This is a genomic window from Azospirillum sp. (assembly GCF_035627195.1).
Classification (GTDB): domain Bacteria; phylum Pseudomonadota; class Alphaproteobacteria; order Azospirillales; family Azospirillaceae; genus Azospirillum.
Genome location: NZ_DASPMG010000215.1, coordinates 1 through 22843, shown reverse-complemented (window position 1 = coordinate 22843; position 22843 = coordinate 1). Strand labels below are relative to the sequence as shown.

General features: G+C 68.2%; 16 protein-coding genes and 1 pseudogene. 9 read left to right on the top strand and 8 right to left on the bottom strand.

Annotation, left to right across the window (positions count from 1 at the left end; all coding sequences use genetic code 11):
• On the bottom strand, positions 1 to 612 hold a 612-nt coding region (locus VED21_RS19685), incomplete at its 3' end, for a response regulator (RefSeq protein WP_324885155.1).
• A gap of 62 nt (positions 613 to 674) precedes the next feature.
• Complete coding sequence (gene glgX, locus VED21_RS19680; RefSeq protein WP_324885153.1) at positions 675 to 2840, bottom strand: glycogen debranching protein GlgX; 2166 nt, start codon at positions 2838 to 2840, stop codon at positions 675 to 677.
• Between the two features lie 301 nt (positions 2841 to 3141).
• On the opposite strand from glgX, the gene VED21_RS19675 reads away from it, so the two are divergent.
• Positions 3142 to 4536 (top strand): pentapeptide repeat-containing protein, encoded by a 1395-nt coding sequence (locus tag VED21_RS19675; RefSeq protein WP_324885151.1) that lies wholly within the window; start codon positions 3142 to 3144, stop codon positions 4534 to 4536.
• Between the two features lie 278 nt (positions 4537 to 4814).
• Here VED21_RS19675 and VED21_RS19670 read toward each other — a convergent pair whose 3' ends face one another.
• Positions 4815 to 5063 carry a helix-turn-helix transcriptional regulator gene (locus VED21_RS19670; protein ID WP_324885149.1) on the bottom strand — a complete coding sequence of 83 codons (249 nt, stop codon included), beginning with the start codon at positions 5061 to 5063 and terminating at the stop codon, positions 4815 to 4817.
• Between the two features lie 128 nt (positions 5064 to 5191).
• On the opposite strand from VED21_RS19670, the gene VED21_RS19665 reads away from it, so the two are divergent.
• Both VED21_RS19665 and VED21_RS19660 read left to right on the top strand, forming a co-directional pair.
• A complete protein-coding gene (locus tag VED21_RS19665) occupies positions 5192 to 5584 on the top strand; it encodes a hypothetical protein (RefSeq protein WP_324885147.1) in 393 nt (130 codons plus the stop codon).
• Between the two features lie 827 nt (positions 5585 to 6411).
• Entirely contained in the window at positions 6412 to 6810 is a 399-nt protein-coding gene (locus tag VED21_RS19660) for a hypothetical protein (RefSeq protein WP_324885145.1), read from the top strand.
• Between the two features lie 33 nt (positions 6811 to 6843).
• Here VED21_RS19660 and glgB read toward each other — a convergent pair whose 3' ends face one another.
• Together glgB and treS are read right to left on the bottom strand one after the other, a co-directional pair.
• The gene (gene glgB / locus VED21_RS19655) at positions 6844 to 9090 is read right to left on the bottom strand and encodes a 1,4-alpha-glucan branching protein GlgB (protein ID WP_324885144.1); all 2247 of its coding nucleotides are present in this window, start codon (positions 9088 to 9090) and stop codon (positions 6844 to 6846) included.
• 178 nt (positions 9091 to 9268) lie between these two features.
• Positions 9269 to 12580, bottom strand: coding sequence for a maltose alpha-D-glucosyltransferase (gene treS / locus VED21_RS19650; RefSeq protein ID WP_324885142.1), 3312 nt, complete (start codon positions 12578 to 12580; stop codon positions 9269 to 9271).
• 185 nt (positions 12581 to 12765) lie between these two features.
• On the opposite strand from treS, the gene VED21_RS19645 reads away from it, so the two are divergent.
• The 3 genes and pseudogenes from VED21_RS19645 to VED21_RS39005 all read left to right on the top strand — a co-directional run.
• Positions 12766 to 13701, top strand: coding sequence for a glycosyl transferase (locus tag VED21_RS19645; RefSeq protein WP_324885140.1), 936 nt, complete (start codon positions 12766 to 12768; stop codon positions 13699 to 13701).
• Between the two features lie 39 nt (positions 13702 to 13740).
• Positions 13741 to 13929 carry a hypothetical protein gene (locus VED21_RS19640; protein WP_324885138.1) on the top strand — a complete coding sequence of 63 codons (189 nt, stop codon included), beginning with the start codon at positions 13741 to 13743 and terminating at the stop codon, positions 13927 to 13929.
• Positions 13929 to 14195: pseudogene (locus VED21_RS39005) on the top strand (type II toxin-antitoxin system RelE/ParE family toxin); the annotation flags it as partial. The gene VED21_RS19640 and the pseudogene VED21_RS39005, both read left to right, overlap by 1 nt.
• Before the next feature lie 35 nt (positions 14196 to 14230).
• Here VED21_RS39005 and VED21_RS19635 read toward each other — a convergent pair.
• Together VED21_RS19635 and VED21_RS19630 are read right to left on the bottom strand one after the other, a co-directional pair.
• Positions 14231 to 14794 carry a DUF421 domain-containing protein gene (locus VED21_RS19635; RefSeq protein ID WP_324885136.1) on the bottom strand — a complete coding sequence of 188 codons (564 nt, stop codon included), beginning with the start codon at positions 14792 to 14794 and terminating at the stop codon, positions 14231 to 14233.
• Positions 14795 to 15044: 250 nt separating this feature from the next.
• Positions 15045 to 18380, bottom strand: coding sequence for a maltotransferase domain-containing protein (locus tag VED21_RS19630; RefSeq protein ID WP_324885134.1), 3336 nt, complete (start codon positions 18378 to 18380; stop codon positions 15045 to 15047).
• Positions 18381 to 18574: 194 nt separating this feature from the next.
• Between VED21_RS19630 and VED21_RS19625 the strand changes: the two genes are divergently transcribed.
• From VED21_RS19625 to VED21_RS19615, 3 genes are read left to right on the top strand one after another with little or no spacing between them, the layout of a single operon-like run.
• On the top strand, positions 18575 to 19417 hold the full coding sequence (locus VED21_RS19625; RefSeq protein ID WP_324885132.1) for a polyphosphate kinase 2 family protein: 843 nt from the start codon (positions 18575 to 18577) through the stop codon (positions 19415 to 19417).
• A 60-nt stretch (positions 19418 to 19477) separates the two neighbouring features.
• Positions 19478 to 20347 (top strand): 2-keto-4-pentenoate hydratase, encoded by an 870-nt coding sequence (locus tag VED21_RS19620; protein ID WP_324885130.1) that lies wholly within the window; start codon positions 19478 to 19480, stop codon positions 20345 to 20347.
• The gene (locus VED21_RS19615; protein WP_324885128.1) at positions 20347 to 21156 is read left to right on the top strand and encodes a YkgJ family cysteine cluster protein; all 810 of its coding nucleotides are present in this window, start codon (positions 20347 to 20349) and stop codon (positions 21154 to 21156) included. The genes VED21_RS19620 and VED21_RS19615 overlap by 1 nt, the downstream gene beginning before the upstream one ends.
• 280 nt (positions 21157 to 21436) lie before the next feature.
• On the opposite strand, the gene VED21_RS19610 is transcribed toward VED21_RS19615, so the two are convergent.
• Positions 21437 to 22609, bottom strand: a complete 1173-nt coding sequence (locus tag VED21_RS19610) for a hypothetical protein (protein ID WP_324885126.1) — start codon at positions 22607 to 22609, stop codon at positions 21437 to 21439.
• Positions 22610 to 22843: the final 234 nt, after the last annotated feature.

Genomic DNA, 22843 nt, shown 5'->3' with positions numbered 1-22843 from the left:
CAGGAAGGCGGCCTGCACGCTGGCGCGCAGGCGCTTCTGCTCGTTGACGCGGCTCACCGCCTCCAGCGTCATCTTGCGGGGCACCACCGTGCTCCACTTGTTGATCGCCTTCAGGCGCAGCGTGTTGGGCACGTCCAGCAGCGGCACCTGCGTGCCGTCGCGCGGCGACTTGCGGCGGTCCGGGCCGGTGTAGTCGGCCGTCACCACGAACTTCTTGCGCGATTCGACCAGCGAGGTCACCCGCTCCTGCACCTGCTTGGGCGAGACGGGCTTGACCAGCAGGTCGTCGGCCCCCGTGTTGGCGACGCGCATCAGCAGCACCGGCGTGGGCTGCCACGTGGTCAGGATCACGCAGGCAAAGGGGTTGGGCGTGCCCGGCTCGTTGCGCAGGGTGCGCACGAACTTCAGCGCCTCCGCCTCCTCCCCGTCGACGTCGACCAGCAGCAGGTCGGGCGTGGCGTTGGTCAGCAGCGGGGTGGCGTCGCTCACCGTGCTGAAGGTGGCGACGTTCTTCAGGTTCAGGCGGGCCAGCAGCTCGCGCAGCAGGCGCAGCGTGTTGTGCTGGCTGTCGATGACCGCCGCTTCGACCTGGGAGAAATCGTACTCGGGCATCACGGAACTCGGATCAACCGCCGGGCTGACCGTGACCTTAGTGGAGCAACCGTTAATTTCGGCTAACGCAAAACGTCGCGTTCCACGGATTCCACCAGTGTGTAGACCAGCACCGTGCGCCCCTCCACCGGCACCGGCCGCCCGCACAGCAGCATGCGCCCGTCGCCGGCCCCGTCCGCCTCGCGGGTGTCCAGCACGCAACGCCACCCCCGCCCGCCCGGCACCGCCGGCAGGGTGAAGGACACCGCGTCGTGATGCGCGTTCAGCACGATCAGCAGCACCCCGTCGTCCAGCCGCCGCCCCTCGGCGTCCACATACTCGCCCGCGTGGCCGTTCAGCAGCAGGCCGATGCAGCGCGCGTGCGTGTTGCGCCACTGCTCCGCCGTCTTCTCCGCCCCGCCCGGCGTGTACCAGACGATGTCCTTCAGCCCGTCGGGCGACGTGGTGCGCCCGTGCAGGAACACCGGCCGGCGCAGCACCGGGTGCGCCTTGCGCAGCGCCAGCAACCGCCGCACGAAGGCCAGCATGTCGGCCGGTTCGCCCTTCTCCTGCACGGCACTCCAATCCAGCCACGTCAGCGGGTTGTCCTGGCAGTAGGCGTTGTTGTTGCCGTGCTGGGTGTGGCCGATCTCGTCGCCGGCCAGCAGCATCGGCGTGCCCTGGGACAGCAGCAGCGTGGCCAGCAGGTTGCGCTTCTGACGCGCGCGCACCGCCGTGATGGCCGGGTCGTCGCACGGCCCCTCCACCCCATGGTTCCAGGAGTAGTTGGCGGAGTGGCCGTCGCGGTTTCCCTCGCCGTTCGACCAGTTGTGCTTCTCGTTGTAGGCGACGACGTCGGCCAGCGTGAACCCGTCGTGCGCGGTGACGAAGTTCACCGACGACCACGCGCGCCGCCCGTGCTTCTCGAACAGGTCGGACGATCCGGCGATGCGCCCGGCCAGTTCCGGCAGCATCCCCTCGTCCCCCTTCCAATAGCGGCGGACCGTGTCGCGGTAGCGGTCGTTCCACTCCGCCCAGCCCGGCGGGAAGTTGCCGACCTGATAGCCGCCCGGCCCCACGTCCCACGGCTCGGCGATCAGCTTCACGCCGGCCAGCACCGGGTCCTGCCGCACCGCGTCCAGGAACCCCGACCCCGGATCGTAGCCGTAGCTCTCCCGCCCCAGCACCGTCGCCAGGTCGAAGCGGAAGCCGTCCACGTGCATCTCGCTGACCCAGTAGCGCAGGCTGTCCATCACCATCTGCAGCACGCGCGGGTGGGCGATGTTCAGCGTGTTGCCGGTGCCCGTGTCGTCGGCGTAGTACCGCTTGTCGCCCGGCATCAGCTTGTAATAGCTGGCGTTGTCGATGCCGCGGAAGCTCAGCGTCGGGCCCAGGTGGTTGCCCTCGCCCGTGTGGTTGTAGACGACGTCGAGGATCACCTCGATCCCCGCCTCGTGCAGGCGGGCGACCATCGTCTTGAACTCCGACAGGACGCCGGTGGTCATGTACCGCGGCTCCGGCGCGAAGAAGCCGATGGTGTTGTAGCCCCAGTAATTGTGCAGCCCCTGCGCCACCAGATGCCGGTCGTCGGTGAAGGCCTGCACCGGCAGCAGCTCGATCGACGTGATGCCCAGCGCCTTCAGGTGGTCGATGACCGCCTGCGTCGACATGCCGGCGAAGGTGCCGCGCAGCGGCTCCGGCACCGCCGGGTGCTGCATGGTGAAGCCGCGCACGTGCGCCTCGTACACCACCGTGTCGTTCCACGGCACGGCCGGATGCCGGTCGCTGCCCCAGGTGAAGGCGCGGTCCACCACCCGGCACTTGGGCATGGAGCGCGCGTTGTCCCGCCGGTCGAACGACAGGTCCTCCCGCGTCGATCCCAGGCGGTAGCCGTAATGCGCGTCCGACCACTTGATGGACCCGAACAGCGCCTTGGCGTAGGGGTCGAGCAGCAGCTTGTTGGCGTTGAACCGGTGCCCGGCCGACGGCTCGTACGGCCCGTGCACGCGGTATCCGTACAGCAGGCCCGGCCGCGCGTCGGGCAGGTAGCCGTGCCAGACCTCGTCCGTGTGCTCGGGCAGCGGGATGCGCTCCAGCTCCTTGGCACCCGTCTTGTCGAACAGGCACAGCTCCACCTTCTCGGCGTTGGCGGAGAACAGCGCGAAGTTGACGCCGTATCCATCCCACGTGGCGCCCAGCGGATAGGGCTTGCCGGGCCAGACGATCGTGCGGTCGGACCCGTTGGGCATCGGCAAGCGCTCCGGGGCGGTGGGGACGTGCGGCGGGGGGCTGTGGTCGTACGGCATGCGGGCACCTTGCCCCAGCGGACCGGTCACCCTCTTGCAATAAAGGGGAGGCAAGCGCCGGGCGTCAAGCCGCGCGAGGGCCGCAGGCCCCCGCCTTCCCACCCGGCGCAAGTTCATTCGTGGGCGTTTGAAACAAATGAAATATGGCGGTGTCCGAATCGGCATCGTCCTGTAACACGGTGCGCGCAAGGTCCGCACCCATGGACGTTCGTCCACGAATCAATCAGGCTGGGGCGGGATCACCATGAACGCGCAGGAGACGGCGGCCACCAACGTCACCCCGAACCTGACGGACGCGGAGATGGCGCCCGACGCCGCCCCCTCCCCCGTGGCACTGCGCCGTGTCACGCAGGAGGAGCTGGACGCCGTCGCCGCCAAGCACGAGGCGTTCGTCCTGCGCCGCCCCAACGCGGCGCGCGCGGTGCTGAAGCTGTGCGACCTCTCCTTCCTCGACCTGACCGGGCGCAAGCTGTCGGGCGCGGACTTCACCGGCTCGCGCATGGTGGGGATGAAGATGGCGGGCACGGACCTGTCCGGCTCCTCCCTGTTCGGCACCGACCTGCGCCGGGCGCACATGGTGCGCGCCGACCTGAACCGCGCCGACCTGCGCGGCGTGCAGTTGCGCGGCGCCATCATGGCCGGCTGCAACCTGATGCACGCCGACCTGCGCAACGGCATCCTGATGACGCAGTCGTCGGGCGACCTGCTGCCCATGGCGCGCCCGTCGGCGCAGTCCGACCTGTCGTCGGCGGTGCTGGCCCGCTCCAACCTCAGCCAGGCCAAGATCTCCGACAGCTTCGTTCTGCAGACCGACCTGCGCGACACCTGCCTGCGCGGCAGCAAGCTGATGCGCGCCGACCTGCGCAACGCCGACCTCACCGGCTGCGACATGGAGGGTGCCGACCTGTCGGAGGCCAACCTCTCCGGCGCCAAGCTGGAGGGCGCCATCCTCAGCCGCACCGTCATGCGCCACACCAAGCTGGAGGGGGCGAACATGCTGGGCGCCCTCCTCGACGGCGTCGACCTGTCGCTGGCCCGCACCTCCGGCGCCCGTCTGGCGGTGGCCCGCGCCATGCTGGGCGACGAGCTGGGCGCCATCCTGGAGGCGCACGACCAATGGGTGGCGACCAACGGCAAGAAGGGCACCCGCGCCGACCTGTCCGACCGCGACCTGTCGGGCCTGGACCTGTCCGGCGTGAACCTGTCGGCCGCCGTCCTGCGCGCCGCCCGCCTGCACGGCACCGACCTCAGCAGCGCGTCCCTGGTGACGGCGGACCTGGAGCTGGCCGACCTGCGCGGCGCCGTCCTGCGCCACGCCGACCTGCGCGGCATCCGCCTGCACCGCGCGGCCCTGGACTGCGCCGACCTCTCCTGCGCCCAGCTCAGCCCGCTGCCGCTGACCGGCGGCTATCTCTGGTCCGCCGACCTGTCGCGCGCCCGCTGCCGCAAGGCCCTGTTCACCGCCGCCGACCTGACCAAGGCCCGCATGACCGGCACCGACCTGACCGGCGCCGACCTCGCCGACGCCCGCCTGACCGACGCCGTGATGATGAACGCCATCCTCCTGCACACGGAACTGGAGGGTGCGCGCCTCGACGGCGCCGACCTGCGCGGCGCCCAGCGCGCCCTGGCGGCGTGAGGGCCGCCCCCCACCTCTCCCGCCCCGGGAGAGGTCGGCCGGCGCAGCCGGCCGGGTGAGGGCCAAACCCTCTCCCCCCTGGGGAGAGGGTGGTGCGAAGCACCGGGTGAGGGGGTCCCGCGACACGAGCGCTTCGCGCTCCAAAGGGGCCCTGCCCCTTTGATCCCCGCAAGGGGCCACAGGCCCCTTGACCCCATCTATATCTCCCTCCCCTGCCCCCGGCGGGGGAGGGAAGCCCGCGTCAGCGGGCAGGGTGGGGGCAACGCCCTCCCCAAGGATCAACGCTCCCGAAACCGCACCCCCGCCCCGCCCCCGTTCTCCGGGATGAACTCGATCCCCGCCTCTTCCAGCGCCCGGCGGATGGCAAGCAGGTTGTTCCGATGCGGCGTCCGCGCCCCGCGCTCGAAATCGACCACGGTCTGCCGCGATACGTCCGCAGCCACGGCCAGATCCGTCTGGCTCATCCCAAGCATGCCGCGAGCCCCACGGCTTTGGGCCGGCGAAAGGATATCATTCTTCAAAGTCATACAATCCGATTGATTTCGGCCATAAAGTCAATCAAAATGACAGAGTTATAATGCACACAGCGGCCGGGCGGGGTGCGCCAACACCCCACCCGGCCTGACCACAACCCAGCTTGTGCGGAGCTTGGATCATGGCTGATTCCCAAGATACACGGACTCTGCCTTTATCGCGCCGATCTTTGCTGACGTCGGCCCCCGCGGCTCTGGCCGCCCCGCCGCTCCCGGCCGCCGCGCCAGACCCCACCCTGCCCCTCTACGAAGCCTGGGCCGAGGCCCTGCGCCTCACCGAGACCCTCGCGAACATCTGGGCCGAGAAGCCCGTCGATGCCCCGATGGACCCGGAACTGATCGCCGCCTACGACCACTGCGACACCCTCGCCGCCCAACTCCTTGCGACACGGCCAACCACGCTTGCCGGCCTTGTGGCAAAGCTGCGGTGCATACAGGAGCATTTGGCCTGCCGGGAGGACGTGACGTTTTTGGATATCTTTTGGATATCGTCATTCGAGACGCACACGCGCTAAACAGCCATGACATTGATCCCTCTTGACAGTTTAATTAGATTTGATGATATATTCAGACTAGTAATGGCGTGCGGGGATATTTTTGATCTGGCTCGAGGAAAAAACTTCACATGAGTAAGTACAGGCAAGATCATACTGTGCTTTAATACATACCATCTGTGACCGCGGCATCGAATTGTTCTAAATAATTTTATTATTTCGCAGGTGATACGAGAACAACAAATCGAGGCTATCAACATGTGCGCACACTATAGATTGCACCCACCGTTTCTTTATGTGCCGGAGGAGGCAACCTTCTCCACCGCCTGGGAAAGCTTTTGCTGCAAGTTACTAAATATCAGTAACGCGACAGATAGTATTTATATTAGAAACCCTCCCGAGCAAGGCGTAGATCTATTCTTTCCGGAAAAGGGCATAGCCTATCAATGCAAAAGCGTCGAATCAGGCAAATCTGGAGATTTTAATGTAACTAAGGCAGTCTCCTCCTGGAGGTCGGCCCTGAAAGTACAAGATAGCTTAGGCTGGAAAAACTATACTATATGCACCAATGTATCAATTTCCGGAAGCGCAGAGGAAACCTTAAAGAAAGAAATACCCGGCGTCACCATACTTCCAAGTTCTTACTGGATCAATTTATGCGAAAAACACAGCGCCATTGTGGAGAGGAACTTCAGGCGCTTGGTCGACATCCCAACAAATAGGGTTCTTGAATCAATAAGAAAACAATTTACCGCAATATACTCCTCTGATCTGGCTCAGAAAATGAAAAAAACCCCATACAAATATTTTTCTATAGCGATAGGCACGATTCAACGTACCGCATTCCGGTGTCTTCGGATTTTACCTGCGAAGAAATTATCGAGATTTTCTGTGAATTTTTCCAATTTCCAGAGTCAAGGATAATCAAATCAGAAGAAATTGAGGTATCGCTTATCCACTCAATAGCATTTAATGGGGAAGAGATACCTCTATCAAAATCCTTGAAAGAAGCTGGCATTGAAAACAACGACATCATCACATACATAACAACGATGTTATGGAGAGAGATGAAAAGGGAATTCAGAGGAGACGTCATGAATATGATTACAGGCCCGTTGCTAAGCCACCTACATTCGACAGGTTCCAGAAAAACGCTTGAACAAAGATTAGATGCGGCCCATGAAAAATATGATGCAGTTTTGCGCGACTGCTATCAAAAATTTGACGAACAGCTGTCAGAAAATTGACTTAATGCTGTGGTGGGGAGGCACACCCTCCCCCTACCCCACCCTAACCTCCATCACCAGCGTCCCCAGCGGCGGGAGCGTCAGGCAGAGCGAATACGGCCGGCCGTGCCACGGCACGTCCTCCGCCGTGACACTCCCCCCGTTCCCCACGTCGCCGCCGCCATACACCCCGGCGTCCGTGTTCAGGCGCTCCACGTAGTCGCCGGGCAGCGGCACGCCGACTCGGTAGTCTTCGCGCGGGACCGGGGTGAAGCTGCACACCACCACGAACACATGCCCCGGATCGCGGCCCTTGCGCAGGAAGGCCAGCACGCTGTTCTCACTGTCGTTGGCCTCGATCCACTCGAATCCGGCCGGGTCGCAGTCCAGCTCGTGCAGGGCCGGCTCGTCGCGGTACAGGCGGTTCAGGTCGCGCACCAGGTCGCGCATGCCCTGGTGCGGCGGCTCCTCCAGCAGGTGCCAGTCCAGGCTGCGCGCCTCGCTCCACTCGCGCCACTGGGCGAACTCGCCGCCCATGAACAGCAGCTTCTTGCCCGGATGCATCCACATGAAGCCGTAGTAGGCGCGCAGGTTGGCGAACTTCTGCCAGACGTCGCCCGCCATCTTGTCGATCAGCGAGCCCTTGCCGTGCACCACCTCGTCATGGCTCAGCGGCAGCACGAAGTTTTCGGAAAAGGCGTACAGCAGGCCGAAGGTCAGGTCGTGGTGGTGATAGCGGCGGTGGATCGGGTCCTTCTGCATGAAGCGCAGCGTGTCGTGCATCCACCCCATGTTCCATTTGTACCCGAAGCCCAGCCCGCCCAGGTACACCGGCCGCGACACGCCGGGCCACGCGGTGGACTCCTCCGCCACCGTCATCACCCCCTCGCCGTGGCCGTAGGCCAGCTCGTTCATGCGCTTGAGGAAGGCGATGGATTCCAGGTTCTCGCGCCCGCCGAACTGGTTGGGGATCCACTCCCCCTCCTTGCGGGAATAGTCGAGGTAGAGCATGGAGGCCACCGCGTCCACGCGCAGCCCGTCCAGGTGGTAGTGGTCCAGCCAGAACAGCGCGTTGCCCAGCAGGAAGTTCGCCACCTCCCGCCGGCCAAAGTTGTAGATCAGGGTGTTCCAGTCCATGTGGAACCCCTGGCGCGGGTCGGCGTGCTCGTACAGGTGCGTGCCGTCGAACCAGCCCAGCCCGTGCGGGTCGGTGGGGAAGTGGCCGGGCACCCAATCCAGCAGCACGCCGATGCCCTCGCGGTGGCAGGCGTCGACGAACCGCTTGAACGCCTCCGGCCCGCCGTGCCGGCTGGTCGGCGCGTACAGGCCGATGGGCTGGTACCCCCAGGAGCCGTCGAAGGGATGCTCGGTGATCGGCAGCAGCTCGACGTGGGTGAAGCCCATCTCCTTCACATAGGGGATCAGCCGCTCCGCCAGCTCGTCGTAGGTGAGGAAGCGGTTGTCCTCCTCCGGCACCCGCGCCCAGGATCCCAGGTGCACCTCGTAGATGGAAATCGGCGACTCGCGCCCGCCCACCTTGCCGCGGGTCTGCAGCCACACCTCGTCCGTCCATTCGAAGTGCGGCAGCCCGTGCACGACGGAGGCGGTGAGCGGCCGCATCTCGCTCTGGAACGCATAGGGGTCGGCCTTCAGCGGCAGCAGGTCGCCGCCCGGCCCCTTGATCTCGAACTTGTAGCGCTGGCCGGCCTGGACGTGCGGGACGAAGATCTCCCAGATGCCGGCCTCCACGCGCTTGCGCATGGGCAGGCGGCGGCCGTCCCAGTCGCAGAAGTCGCCCACCACGCTGACGCGCCGGGCGTTCGGCGCCCAGATGGCGAAGGCCACGCCCGGCACGCCGTCGATCTCGCGCGGGTGCGCGCCCAACCGCTCATAGGCGCGCAGGTGCGTGCCCTCGGCCAGCAGGTGGATGTCCAGCTCGCCCAGCACGTAGGCGAAGCGGTAGGCGTCCTCGTGCTCCACCGTCGCCAGCGGGTATTCGACGCGCAGGCGGTGGCGGAAGCGCTGCGTGCGGTCGGGCATCAGGGCCGCGAAGAAGCCGTCCGGGTGCAGCAGGTCCATCTCCGCCGCCGGCTCGCCCGTGGCGGCGTCGATCACCCACACGCGCGTGGCGCCGGGCAGGAAGGTTCGCACCTCCACCGGTGCGCCGGCGCCGTCCTGGTGCATGCCCAGCACCGCGAACGGGTCGCCGTGGTCGGCCCGCACGATCGCCTCGATGGCGCCCTGAAGCGCGTTCGCCTTGCGCGCGTCGGTGCGCAGCGCGTCGCGGATGTCGTTCGGCATCGGTCCGTACCCCTTCCTTTTCTTCTTGGCACGCAGAGTACCCGGAAAAGCCCGGAACCCCAATCCCCTCCCCCGCCCCGGGGGAGGGTTAGGGTGGGGGCAAGCGCAAGGATCTTCGGCTTTACCCTCACCCGGCCGCCTCCGGCGGCCACCCTCTCCCGGGGCGGGAGAGGGTTCGTCAGCCATCCAATATCCCCAGCACGCCCTTCACCGGGATGCACAGCCAGCCGGGCCGGTTCGCGGCCTCATAGGCGATCTCGTAGAGCGCCTTCTCCATCAGGAACACCGACAACAGCCGGCGCGCCGCGGAGTCGTCGTCCGGCCACACCGGGCAGTCGCCCAACGCCGTCCGGTAGGCGCCGGAGAAGGCCGCCACCGTGCGCCATTCCCAATCGCGCGCGGCGTCCATGATGCGGCTGCCGCCGCCCTGCTCCAGCGACTGGTCGTCCAGGCGGAAGACCGCCGCCCAGGCCGCGTAGTTGAAGGAGCGCAGCATCCCCGCCACGTCCACCAGGGCGGACCGCTTGGCCCGCCGCTCGGCCAGCGGCTTGGCCGGCTCGCCCTCGAAATCAATGACGTACCAGTCGGTCTGCGCGCGCAGCACCTGCCCCAGGTGATAGTCGCCGTGGATGCGCGTCTTCACCGCATTCACCCGCAGGTCGGCCAGCTCGGCCAGCCGCCCCATCACCTCGTCGCGCCGCGACAGCAGCCGCTCCACCTCGCCGCGCGTCTCGTTGCCGGACAGGCTGCCGGCGGTGGCGGACAGGGCGGCGAAGGCGGTTTCCGCCTGCCTGCGCGCCCCTTGCGTCCAGGCGCGCAGGTCGTCGGGCGTGACCGGTTCGGGGTCGAAGGCCGGGTCGCCCGTCTCGATGGACAGCGCGCGGTGCAGCTCCGCCGTGCGCTGGCCCAGCGTCGTGGCCATCTGCAGGTACAGCCCGAACGGCTCCTCGTCCGGCATGTCGTCGTCGGCGCGGGCCACGCCCAGGCGCACCTCGTCCAGCTCGCGCTCCAGGTACTCCACGGTGGTGGTCCAGCCGTCGCCCTGGTTGCGCACGAAGCCCTGCGCCACCGCCAGCGCGGTCGGCGTGCCGTCGTCGGCCACGTGCTCGACCGATCCCAGCAGCGGCGGCGTGTTGGCGAAGCCCGCCACCTCGGTCAGGAAGCGGCCCATCTCCAGCTCCGGATGCTGGCCCGGCGCCAGCCGGCGCAGCACCTTCACCACCGCCTGCTCGGCCACGAGGACCGAGGTGTTGCTCTGCTCCACGCCGATGCGCCGCACCTCCGGCGCCTCGCCCAGATCGAGGTCCGCCATGCGCGCGGTCGGGCGGAACCGGATGGTGCCCTCGTTCGCCGTCAGCTCCCGCCCCTCCCGCAGCCCCGCCAGCAGCGCCAGCGCGAAGCCGTCGGCGTGCGCCGCGTCGTAGATGGCGCCGGTCGTCGGCCCCTTGCGCACCTTGGCCAGCGTGTAGGGCAGCAGCGGCGCCCCGACGGCCGCCGCCTCCGGGTCCCAGTTGATGGCCAGCGGCAGGAAATAGTGCTGGGTTCCCGCATCGCCGGACAGCCCCACGTCCAGGCGCGTCAGCATGAAGCTGCCGCCGCTGCCGCCCACCGGCATCTCCGCGCCCATGGTCACCTGCGCGGTGCCGATGCGCTGGTCCTTGGCGGCGAACCAGCGCTGCTTGGGCAGGAAGGCCTCCAGCACGTCCTCCTCCAGCTCCTGCAACGGCCGGCCGGACAGCACGCTCTTCCAGCCGTCGCGCATGACGACGGTCAGCAGGTCGGGGATCGGTTCCGGCGGCGACTCGTGCCAGCGCGGCACGTCCGCCTCCGCCGCCAGCGCGAACCAGTAGAAGCCGTAGGCCGGCAGCGTCAGCAGGTAGGTCAGGTCGCCGATCGGCGGGAAAGCGGTGCGGCCCAGCATCTCCACCGGCACGCGCCCCTTCCACTCCTTCAAGTCCAGCTCCACCGCCTGCGCCGATCGCGACAGGTTGGCGACGCACAGCATGATCTCGTCCGCCCCGTCCTGCTGGTACTCGCGCACATAGGCCAGCACCTTGCGGTTGCCGGGGTACAGCAGGCGGAAGGTGCCGCGGCCGAACGCCTTGCGCTGCTGGCGCACGGCGATCAGCCGCTTCATCCAGTTGAGCAGCGACGACGGGCTGCGCTGCTGCGCCTCCACGTTCACCGCCTGGAAGCCGTAGATCGGGTCCTGGATCGCCGGCAGGTACAGCCGCGCCGGGTCGGCGCGGCTGAAGCCGCCGTTGCGGTCCGGCGACCACTGCATGGGCGTGCGCACGCCGTCGCGGTCACCCAGGTAGATGTTGTCGCCCATGCCGATCTCGTCGCCGTAATAGACCACCGGCGTGCCGGGCATGGACATCAGAAGGCTGTTCAGCAGCTCGATCTTGCGCCGGTCGTTCTCCAGCAGCGGCGCCAGCCGGCGGCGAATGCCCAGGTTGATCCGCATCCGCCGGTCGGCGGCGTAGAAGTTCCACAGGTAGTCGCGCTCGTCGTTGGTGACCATCTCCAGCGTCAGTTCGTCGTGGTTGCGCAGGAAGATGGCCCACTGGCTGGTTTCCGGGATGTCCGGCGTCTGGCGCATGATGTCGGCGATGGGGTGCCGGTCCTCCATGGCCAGCGCCATGTACATGCGCGGCATGACCGGGAAGTGGAAGGCCATGTGGCACTCGTCGCCGCCCTTGGCCGGATCGCCGAAATAGGGCAGCACGTCCTCCGGCCACTGGTTGGCCTCGGCCAGCAGCATGCGGTCGACGTAGTGCTTGTCCACCTCGGCGCGGATGCGCTTCAGCACCTCGTGCGTCTCGGGCAGGTTCTCGTTGTTGGTGCCCTCGCGCTCGCGCAGGTACGGGATGGCGTCCAGGCGCAGCCCGTCCACGCCCAGGTCCAGCCAATAGCGCATGGTGTTCAGCACCTCGCGCATCACCCGCGGGTTCTCGAAGTTCAGGTCGGGCTGGTGGCTGTAGAAGCGGTGCCAGTAGTACTGCTGCGCCACCGGGTCCCACGTCCAGTTGGACTTCTCCGTGTCGCAGAAGATGATGCGCGTGCCCTGGTACCGCTGGTCGGTGTCGGACCAGACGTAGTAGTTGCGGTGCGCCGATCCGGGCTTGGCCTCGCGGGCGCGCTGGAACCACGGGTGCTGGTCGGAGGTGTGGTTGATGACCAGCTCCGTGATCACGCGCAGGCCGCGGTCGTGGCATTCGCGCAGGAATCGCCGGAAATCCTGCATGTTGCCGTAGGAGGGGTTGACCTCCCGGTAGTCGGCGATGTCGTACCCGTCGTCCTTCAGCGGCGAGGGGTAGAACGGCAGGACCCAGATGGCGGTGACGCCCAGCTCCTGGATGTAGTCGAGCTTCTGCGCCAGCCCGGCGAAATCGCCGATGCCGTCGTTGTTGGCGTCGAAGTACGCCTTGATGTGCAGCTGGTAGATGACCGCGTCCTTGTACCAGAGCGGGTCCTGGCGATCGATCATGGTGGGCTTGCCGGTCGGGTTGCGGGTTGCGTGGGAAACAGGATGAACGCCGGGAGGTTTCATGGCCCCTTTCGGGGGAGCCCGGCGGAGAGCCCCATTCCGCGCCCGCTCGGGGCTTCCTTGACTAACCCCGTCCGCTTGGTCAGTTTGGCGCCGTCCCGTCACCATCCTGCGCCCGGCCCGCCATGACCACCAACGGTTCCTTCATCATCGTCACCGGCGGCGACGCGCGGTACGAACCCCTGATCCGCGAACTGATCGCGTCGGTCCGCGCGCTGGAGCCGGGGGCCGCCTGCCCCATCGGCGTCATCGACGCCGGCCTGACGGACGAACAGGTGGCGCGCTTCCGCGCCGAGGGGATCACGGTGGTCAACCCGCCCTGGCCGGTGGAGCTGCCGGCGCACCGCCTGCGCGGGCGCGTGCACCTGAAGGCCAACCTCGCCAAGCTGCACCTGCCCGCCTGCTTCCCCGGCTACGAAACGGTGATCTGGATCGACGCCGACGCCTGGGTGCAGGACTGGGAGGCGATCGAGCTGCTGCGCCGCGGGGCGGCCAAGGGCCGCTTCGCCATCGTGGCGCAGTTCGGCCGCTTCTCGGAGACGGAGCTGCGGCTGGACTGGCTGTTCGGCCGCTTCGCGCGGGTGCGCTCGATCCTGTTCAAGAACGCCAGCCGCGCCGGCCTGCCGGGCAGCGTGTGCCGCGACCTCGCCACCCGCCCGACGCTGAACGCCGGCGCCTACGCGTTGCGGTCCGACGCCCCGCACTGGGCCTCGTTCCAGGACTGGCAGAAGAAGGTTCTGAAGAAGGGCCGCATCTTCACCTCCGACCAGCTGGCGATGGCGGGCGCCATCTACCTGGACGGCCACCCGGTGGAGCTGCTGCCGGAGTGGTGCAACTACATCGGCCCCTGGCGCTTCGACCCGGACAAGCGCGAGCTGGTGGAATACTACCTGCCCAACCGCCGCCTGGGCGTGGTGCACATGGCCGGCGAGGACGCCATGCGCGCCGACCCCTCCGTGCTCCGCCCCGTGCTGGACATGGATGACCGCGAACACATGCTCAGCCTGCGCTACCCGGCCTGGGCGAAGACGGGTGAGGCGGTTGCCGCCACGGCGCGCTAAGCGTATCTTGATGGTGTGCTTGGCAACGGACGCACCACCATGACGATGGGCCTCCCGAAACGCTCCTGGGAAGACGACGACCTCGAAGCCATCGAGGAAGGGATCGAACAGGCTGACGCCGGCCAGCTGATCCCGTTCGAGCGCATCAAGGACTGGGTGGCGTCGTGGGACACGCCTGACGAGAAGCCGTTGCCGACGGTCGAACCGCCCCGGCGCCCGCACCGCTGATGGCGCGCCGGATCCTTGTCACTCCGGCGGCGGCAAAAGACATTCAACGGGTTCGCGAGTGGTATTCCAAGCCGGGCGCCGGGGTAACGGCCGGCACACGGGTCGCGCGGATTCTGGCGGCGATCGAGGAGCTTGTGGAGCGTCCCGTCTCGTGGCCGGAAGGCCGGCGTCCGGGAACCCGCGAGCGCCCGGTCGAAGGCCACCGCATCGTCTATCGCGTCGTCCCAGACACGGGTGACCAGCGCACGGCCGGCGACGTTCAGATCCTGCGCGTGCGCCGCCCGTATAATTTCCGCGCTGACTACCCCAACTCCACCCGCACCACCTGCACGCCGTCCGCCACGCGGATCTCGACCACCTTCGGCTCCGCCTTCGCCTTGATGACGCTGATGTCGCCGTTGCGCTCCAGCCGCGCCTCGGCGACCTGCTCGGCGCGGGTGACGCCGTGCCGGCGCAGGTCCTCTTCCAGGTCGTGGTCGGTGAGGTGCGCGGCGCGCATCTGCCGTCCGTCGGTCACGCCGTCGCGGACGATGACGCGGGTCCGCCCTTTGAACAGCGTGCCGAAGCCGCGCCAGCGGCAGGCGACGGCGGACAGCAGGGAATGCAGGGCCACCAGCACCCCGGCCGACGCCAGCGCCGGCAGCATCGGCGCGTTGCCGGTGACGGCGCGGCTGACGATCGAGCCCAGCATGATGCCCAGGATGACGTCGAACGCCGTCCCCTTCCCCATGAAGCGCTTCTTGCCCAGGCGCACCATGAAGACGGTGACCATGTAGACGATCACCGCCCGCAGCATCATCTGCCCGGCGTTGATGTCCCGCCCCTCCAGCCCGCTGCCCAGCAGCACCCGCAACGCCTCGTCCATGCCCCGCCCTCCCTTGCCGTGGGTGGCAGGGATAACGGCGACGGGCGGACGGGGGATCCGAGAGGGCCGCGCCCTCTCATACGGCCGAGCGGAACCTCTGACACACCGCAACCGGTCAGGACCTCCCCATCGTCATGGCCGGGCCCAGTCCCGGCCACCCACGCACTCCGACCAATCCAAGGTGCGTGGGTGCCCGGCACAAGGCCGGGCATGACGAATTGGGATGTGTCCGTATTTCTGCTCGACGGTATTACACCCCCGGCTTCCGCAGCCGCCAGATCGCCGCCGGGTTCTGGTGCGGGTCGAGCCAGACGTGCTGGTACTTGCCGATCCAGGTGAAGCGGTGGCCGCTGAACAAATCCTCCACGTCCACGTGCGCGCCGTCCGGCAGGCCCAGTTCCCACAGCGGCACCTCGATGGTCCCGCCGTGCCCGTGGTGCGGGTCCAGGTTCACGGCGATCAGGATCACGTTGTCCTTGCTCTCCGTCATCTTGCCGTACAGCAGGATGTTGTCGTCGTGGGCACCGTAGAAGCGCAGGTTGGTGAACTGGTGCAGCGCCGGGTTCTCGCGGCGGATCCTGTTGATCCGCGTCACATAGTCCACGATGTTGCCGGGCACCGTGTAGTCCCAGTGGCGGACCTCGTACTTCTCCGAGTGGTTGTACTCCTCCTTGCCCGGATAGGGGTCGGCCTCGCACACCAGATAGGGGCCGTAGAGGCCATAGCTGGGCGACAGCGTCGCCGCCAGCACCGCGCGCATCATGTGCGCCGGCCGGCCGCCGTGCACCAGGATGGGCGGCAGGATGTCCGGCGTGTTGGCGAAGAAGTTGGGCAGCATGTAGTCCTTGGACTCGCCCTGCGTCAGCTCCGTCAAATACTCGGTCAGCTCGTGCTTGGTGTTGCGCCACGTGAAGTAGCTGTAGGACTGCTGGAAGCCGATCTTGGCCAACCGCCGCATCAGCTTCGGCCGCGTGAACGCCTCGGCCAGGAAGATGGCGCCGGGGTGGCGTTCGCGCACCTCGTGGATCAGCCATTCCCAGAAGGGGAAGGGCTTGGTGTGCGGGTTGTCGACGCGGAAGATGCGCACACCCTGGTCGCACCAGAACAGCACCACGTCGCGCAGCGCGTACCACAGGTCCGGGTAGGCGCCGCGGTAGAAGCTGACGTTGACGATGTCCTGGTACTTCTTGGGCGGGTTCTCGGCATAGCGGATGGTACCGTCCGGGCGCCAGTAGAACCACTCCGGGTGCTGCTTGATCCACGGATGGTCGGGGGAGCACTGGACGGCGAAGTCCAGCGCGATCTCCAGCCCGTGGTGCTCCGCCGCCTTGACCAGCCGGCGGAAGCCCTCGAAATCGCCGATCATCGGGTCGATGGCGTCGTGCCCGCCCTCCTCCGCGCCGATGGCGTAGGGCACGCCGGGGTCGTCCGGGCCGGGGTTGAGGGTGTTGTTCCGCCCCTTGCGGAAGCTGCGCCCGATCGGGTGGATCGGCGGGAAGTACAGGACGTCGAACCCCATGTCGCGCACGAAGGGCAGCATGTTCACGACGTCGTCGAAGGTGCCCGGCCGGCCGGGGTCGGGCGAGGCGGAGCGCGGGAAGATCTCGAACCACGCCGAATAGCGCGCCGCCGTGCGGTCCACCCACACCTCCAGCTCGCAGCCGTAGCGGGAGTGGTACTGCCGCTCCCCGAACTTGTGCATGGCGTGGCGCGGCCCCTCGGACAGGGCGTAGTGGATCAGCTCGTCGCCCTGCAGCGCGTTCATGCGGTCTATGATCTGCTGGAGCATGGCGCGCCCCTCGTCGTGCGCCAGCGCGGCCGACTGCTCGACGAAGCGCCGCCCCTCGACCAGTTCCAGCGACACGTCCAGCCCGGCGTCGTGCTTCTTCACGAAATCGGCGCGCCAGCTCTCCCACACGTCGCGCCACGCCTCGATGGTGTAGACGTAGCGGGTGTTGCGCGTCAGCGGCACGCGGCCGGTCCAGCGGTCGTTCTCGACGAAGCGCATGGGGGCGGCGCGCCACTCCGCCTCGTCCACCGCCTTGTACTTGACCTCGGCGCCCAGCACGAAGGTGCCGTCGGTGAAGATGTCCGCCCACACGTCCATGGCGTCGCCGACCGCCCGGCGCACCGGAAAGCGGCCGCTGTCGATCTCCGGGTAGACGTTCTCGATGGTGACGCGCCGCGCCGCCAGCTCGTCCATCATTTGCTGGGCGGTGGCGTCGGGGTCGTGCCCGCGCACCTCGATCGGCCGGCTCTGCTCCGCCCGCGCGCGGAACACGCGCAGCTCCAGCGGCTTCAGCACGAGGTTGGCGCCCGGCTCGAACGGGATCGGCTCGGCCTCCGGCGTCACGTCGTCGAAGCCGCCGAAGATGCCGCCGGTCTGCGCCAGCAGCGGCCCCGGATCGATGGCGTGCGCGCTGTTCTCGTCCGGGTTCACCACCAGGACCGAACACCCCCCGTCCGCACCGCTGGCCCCAGCCCCGTCGGCGGTGCGCACCAGCCCGACCACCGGGTTGTGCGGCGCCGTCACCCGGCGCTGCGGCCCCTCGACGTTCAGCGCGGGGATGGCGGCCTTCATGGCGTTCACCCGCCCGATGAAGCCGGTCAGGTCCAGCTTCGGCTGCTCCCAGTCCTCGGGCCGCGTGTTGACCACGTCCAGCTTGCGGGTGAAGCCGTATTCGAAGCCCACCGGCATCATCACGCCGGTGGAGAAGCAGGCGGCGAACAAATAGTGCATCTTCAGCTGTGCCGCCAGCCGCACCGTGTCCTGGCTGCCCACCTCGGCCGCCAAGCGGTCGGTGTCGTGGCTTTCCGGGAAGCCGATGGTGGGGGCGATCCAGCGGTAGACGTCGTACTGCTCCAGCAACCAGTCGGACTTGAAGTCCCACCACTTGGACGAGTTGAACAGGAAGTCGAAGCCCGCCCCGCACAGGTCGCGCACCTGATCGACCGTGCAGCCCAGAGTCTCGGCGAAGAACGTCACCTCCGGGTCGACCTGCCGCGCCGCGTCGATCAGCGGCTTCCACACGTCGGCCGGCACCTGATAGGCGGCGTCGCAGCGGAAGCCCTTCACCCCCAGCCCCGTGTAGTGGCGCAGGTACCGGCTCCAGTACTCGATCAGCCCGGCACGCGCCTCGGCGCGGCCGTAGTCCAGTTCGGCCAGATCGCCCCACACGGTGACCTTGGCCGGGTCGTTGGGGTCGACGGCGCGCGGGCTGTACAGCTCCCCGTTCCCGTCGCGCCGGAACCACTCCGGATGCTCGCCCACCAGCAGCGCGTCCTTGGAGGTGTGGTTGATCACCACGTCCAGCATCACCGCCTGCCCGTGCCGCCCGGCGTCGCGCACGAAGCGGCGCACCAGCTCGTCCGGGTGCGCCTGCTCGCCGCCCTGGAACAGGTCGTGCAGCCGGTACGGGTCCTTCACGGCGTACAGCGAGCCGGAGAAGCCCGGATAGTGGATCGGGTTCAGGTAGACCCAGTCGAACCCCATCCCCTGGATGCGCGACAGATGCCCCGCCCATTCGCGCACCGGACCGATCAGGGTGGGGAAAAGGTTGTAGATGCGCGGTCCGGTGGTCGCCATCGGCATGCTCCTGCTCCGGTGTTCGTCGGACGGCCGTCCCGGTCGTGCCGGGGATGGCACGCCGGGGATGGTTGACGCCCCGCCGGGGGCGCCCCAGGATCGTCACCAAGTTGCAACAAATGCCCCTCGGGACCCCCCGCTCAAACCCGCGGGACCATGCAGAAGTTCCCGAGCCGAACCGCAGGGAAGACGGCATGCCAAAGGACCAGAACGGCCGGAAAAATGGGAAAATTCGCCTGTCGAAGCTCGACATGGCCGACGCCCGCCTGCACGACAAGGAGGAGTACGAGGAGCGGCTGGCCAAGCTGCAAAAGCAGCTCCTGCACATCCAGCAGACCTACTGGCACGAGAAGCGCCGCGCCGTCATCGTGTTCGAAGGGTGGGACGCCGGCGGCAAGGGCGGCGCCATCCGCCGCCTGACGGAGCCGCTGGACCCCCGCGGCTTCCACGTCTGGCCCATCGGCGCGCCCTCGCCGGAGGAGCAGGGCAAGCACTACCTCTACCGCTTCTGGACGCGGCTGCCGGCGCGCGGCGCCTTCGCCATCTTCGACCGCTCCTGGTACGGCCGCGTGCTGGTGGAGCGGGTGGAGGGCTTCGCCAGGAAGGAGGAGTGGAAGCGCGCCTACGGCGAGATCCGCGACTTCGAACGCCTGCTGGCGGACGACGGCGTGCGCATCGTCAAGCTGTTCCTGCACATCACCGCCGAGGAGCAGCTCAACCGCTTCCGCGAGCGCCTGGGCAACCCCTACAAGCGCTGGAAGCTGACCGGCGAGGACCTGCGCAACCGCGCCAAATGGGACGACTACGTCCAGGCCGTCGAGGACATGTTCGACGAGACCTCGACGCCCGAGGCGCCCTGGCACGCCGTGCCCGCCAACTCCAAATGGTTCACCCGCGTGCGCGTGCTGGAGTTGATCACCGACGCCCTCAAGGACGGCGTGGAGATCAAGCCCCCGCCCATCGACCCCGAACTGGCCCGCGAGGCCGCCGAGATGCTGGGCATCCAGCTGGGCGCGGTGGGAAAGGTGAAAGACTGAGGCTGCGAATCGCGCGGATTGCCGTATCATGGGCCAGAAACCAAACAACGGGGAGGGACCATGACCACCACACGCCTGCTCGCCGCCGCCACCGGCGCCATCACCCTCCTGCTCGCCCTGCCGGCCGCCGCCTGCCCGTCGGTGGGCGAGATCAAGGCCTTCGTCGAGGCGTGGGAGGCCAAGCGCCCCACCCCCGCCCTGGGCCAGGTCGAGAACACCGCCGAGGCCTATTGCGGCCAGAAGCTGCTGGTCGAACAGCTGGGCAGCACGCTGGGCAAGGTCGTCGGCTACAAGGCCGGGCTGACCGCCAAGCCGGTGCAGGAACGTTTCGGCGCCACCGAACCGGCGCGCGGCGTGCTGCTGGAAGGCATGCTGCTGAAGGACGGCGCCACGGTGCCCGCCGGCTTCGGCGCCCGCCCGGTGTGGGAGGCGGACATGGTCCTGGTGGTCAAGGACGCCGCCATCAACACCGCCAAGACGCCGGAGGAGGCGCTGAAGCACATCTCCGGCATGGTCCCCTTCATCGAGCTGCCGGACCTCGCCGTCGGCTCCAACGTCAAGCTGGACGGCCGCCAACTGACCGCCATCAACGTGGCGGCGCGCTACGGCGTCCTCGGCGCGGAGGTTCCGCTTCCCCCCACGCCGGAGACGCTGAAGGCGCTGGAAACGATGAAGGTCGTCGCCCGCGACGACGCCGGCGCCACGGTGGCCGAGTCGACCGGTGCGGCGGTGCTGGGCCATCCCATGAACGTCGTGCTGTGGCTGGTGGAGAACCTGAACGCCGAGGGGATCAAGCTGAAGGCCGGCGACCTGCTCAGCCTCGGCTCCTTCTCGCCGCTGACGCCGCCCAAGTCCGGCCAGTCCTTCACCGTCAGCTACGAGGGCCTGCCCGGCGCCGCCACGCCGAAGGTGCGGGTGACGTTCCAGTAATGGCCGCCGACCGGGACGCGCTGCTGGCCGACGTCCACGCCCAAGCCGTCCGCACCCTGGGCGGGCGGCCGACGCGGGAAGCCGTGCTGGCCGCCGTCGCCGCCTGCCACGCCGCCGCCGGCACCGCCATCGGCGCGCGGCTGGCGGAGGCCGAAACGCTGGGCGAGCGGTCGGCCTGCCGCGCCGGCTGCGCCTTCTGCTGCCACCAGCACATCGCCGCGACGCCGGCCGAACTGCTGGGCATCGCTACCGAGGTCGCGACATGGCCGGCCGAGCGGATCGAGGCCCTGCGCCGCCGGCTGGAGCAGGACGTGCCGCGCATCGCCGCGCTGGACCACGCCGGGCGGCAGGCGGCGCGCATCGCCTGCCCCATGCTGGACCGCAAGACCGGCCAGTGCGGCGCCTACGCCCAGCGGCCGGTCGCCTGCCGCTCGCACTTCTCCACGCTGCGCACGGCGTGCGAGCGCGACTTCCGCACCCGCGGCGCCCGCCGGCCGAACGACAAGGGCGTCCCCACCATGGAGTCGCCCAAGGCCACCGCCGGAGCGGCGCTGGTCGGCCTGGAACTGGCGCTGGACGAACTGGGCCTCGCGGTGGAGCCGGTGGAGCTGGCCGTCGGCCTGCGCCTGGCGCTGGACCAGCCGGACGTGTTCGACCGCTGGCTGGCCGGGGAGAACCCGTTCCCGCCGCTGCCCGCCCCGCCCAACTCGGCCCGCGCGCGGCTTGGCCGCCGCTATTCCGACATGCTGGGCGACGTCCGCGCCCGGCTGGCGCCGACCCGCAAAACCTCCGACAAAAGTACCAACTGAACGGTTCGGTCTACTTTACGCTTGCGTCATGCTGCACTGCGGCCTACATATGAGTTCGGCACTCACTCGAGTGCGTTTCCTCCCTAGACTCGGGCCGCCGGACCTCCGGCGGCCTTTTTTCTTGGCCGCCGCGCCCCTTGGGTGAGACTGCCCCCTCCCTAACCCTCCCCGCCATGGGCGGTGGAGGGGACTGCCGCCGCTTCGGCACCAAACCCTCCACCTCGAAGAGGGGGAGGGTGCCCGGAGCGCCAGCGGAGGGCGGGAGGGGGCCGGACTCCGCCTACCCCTTCGTCCGCCCGCTCTGCGGACCCTTCAGGGCCAGTTCGCGGATCACCTCGGCGATGCGGTCGCGCATGCGGTCGGCCTGGGTGGCGTCGGCGTCGCGCACGTCCACCTCGTGGGCGAACATGGTGAACAGGCGGGCGTCGGTCAGGTACAGCAGCAGGGCGGCGTGCACCGTCCCGCGCTCGGTCGTGCAGTCCACGGCACCGGTGCGCAGCATGACGCCGGGCAGCGCCTCGGCGTCGGCATAGGTCATCGCCGCCTTGCCGGCGCAGGCCTTGGTCATCGCGTCCTGGTAGATCCGGGAGATCTCGGCCAGCGTGGCGTCGTCGCCCACCGTGTGCTGGCGCACGCTGCCCATCACCGGGCCGGAGCGCCAGAGATAGTCGGCCGGCCGCTTGTCCAGCGCCACGTTGTCCAGCGACACCGGCTCGATGTTGCGGATGCCGGCGGTGGCGAGCAGGCTGAGCAGCTCGTCCGGCAGGGCGCCCTTGCCCTGCGCCGGCTTGGCGTCGGCGGCCTTCTTCGGCACGTTGCCGCCCTTGTCGACGCAGGTCTTCAGGTCGACCAGCGCCTTCTTGGTGCCCTTCAGCTGGAAGGCGATGCGGTCGCTGTCGGAAACGACGGCCAGTTCCTTGCCGTTCATCAGCGCGTTGAACAGGTCCTCGTCCGGCCCGTGCGGCACCACCAGCATGTCGGCCTGCGTCGCGATGGCCATGCGCTCGCGCACCAGCTTGTCGTCGATGGTGACCTTCACCGGCCAGTCCTGGCCGCGCGGCAGGCTGGCGCCGGGGATCTGCAGCCCGACGTTCAGCTCGCCCTTGGCGTTGCGGGCGATCATCAGCGTGTGGCCGCTGTCGAACACCGCCTCGGTCACGCAATAGGCCAGCTTGCCGTCCGGCGCCATGGACGGCCCGCCGGCCCAGTCGCCCATGGGCGTCGCCGCGCCGGCCGTCTGGTCGGCCGCCTTGGGCGGCTCGCCCGGCTTTTGATCGCCCGGCTTCTGGTCACCCGGCTTGGACTCGCCCGCCTTCTGTTCCGCCGGCTTCGGCACTTCCTTGCCGAACAGGTTCGGCTTGACGCCGGGCTTCGGAATGTCGGCGGCGTGCGCGGGGGCGGCGCCGAGCAGCAGGGCGGCAAGCGCAAGGGCGGCGGTGGTGCGGAGGGTCATCGCGGGTCCGAAAGGGGTGCTGGATGGGGGTGCTGGCGAACGCAGCGCGACCCTATCGGCGCCACCCGATCCCTTCAAGGGGATCGCGTGATTGTCACGAAGATTCGGACGGCCCCAGGATCGGGTCCCCCAGGAAGGCCGCCCGCAACGCCTCCGCGTCCAGGGCATCCGCCGGCCCGTCGTGCACCACCCGCCCCAGGCGCAGCAGCACCGCCCGCCCTGCGGCCGCCAGCG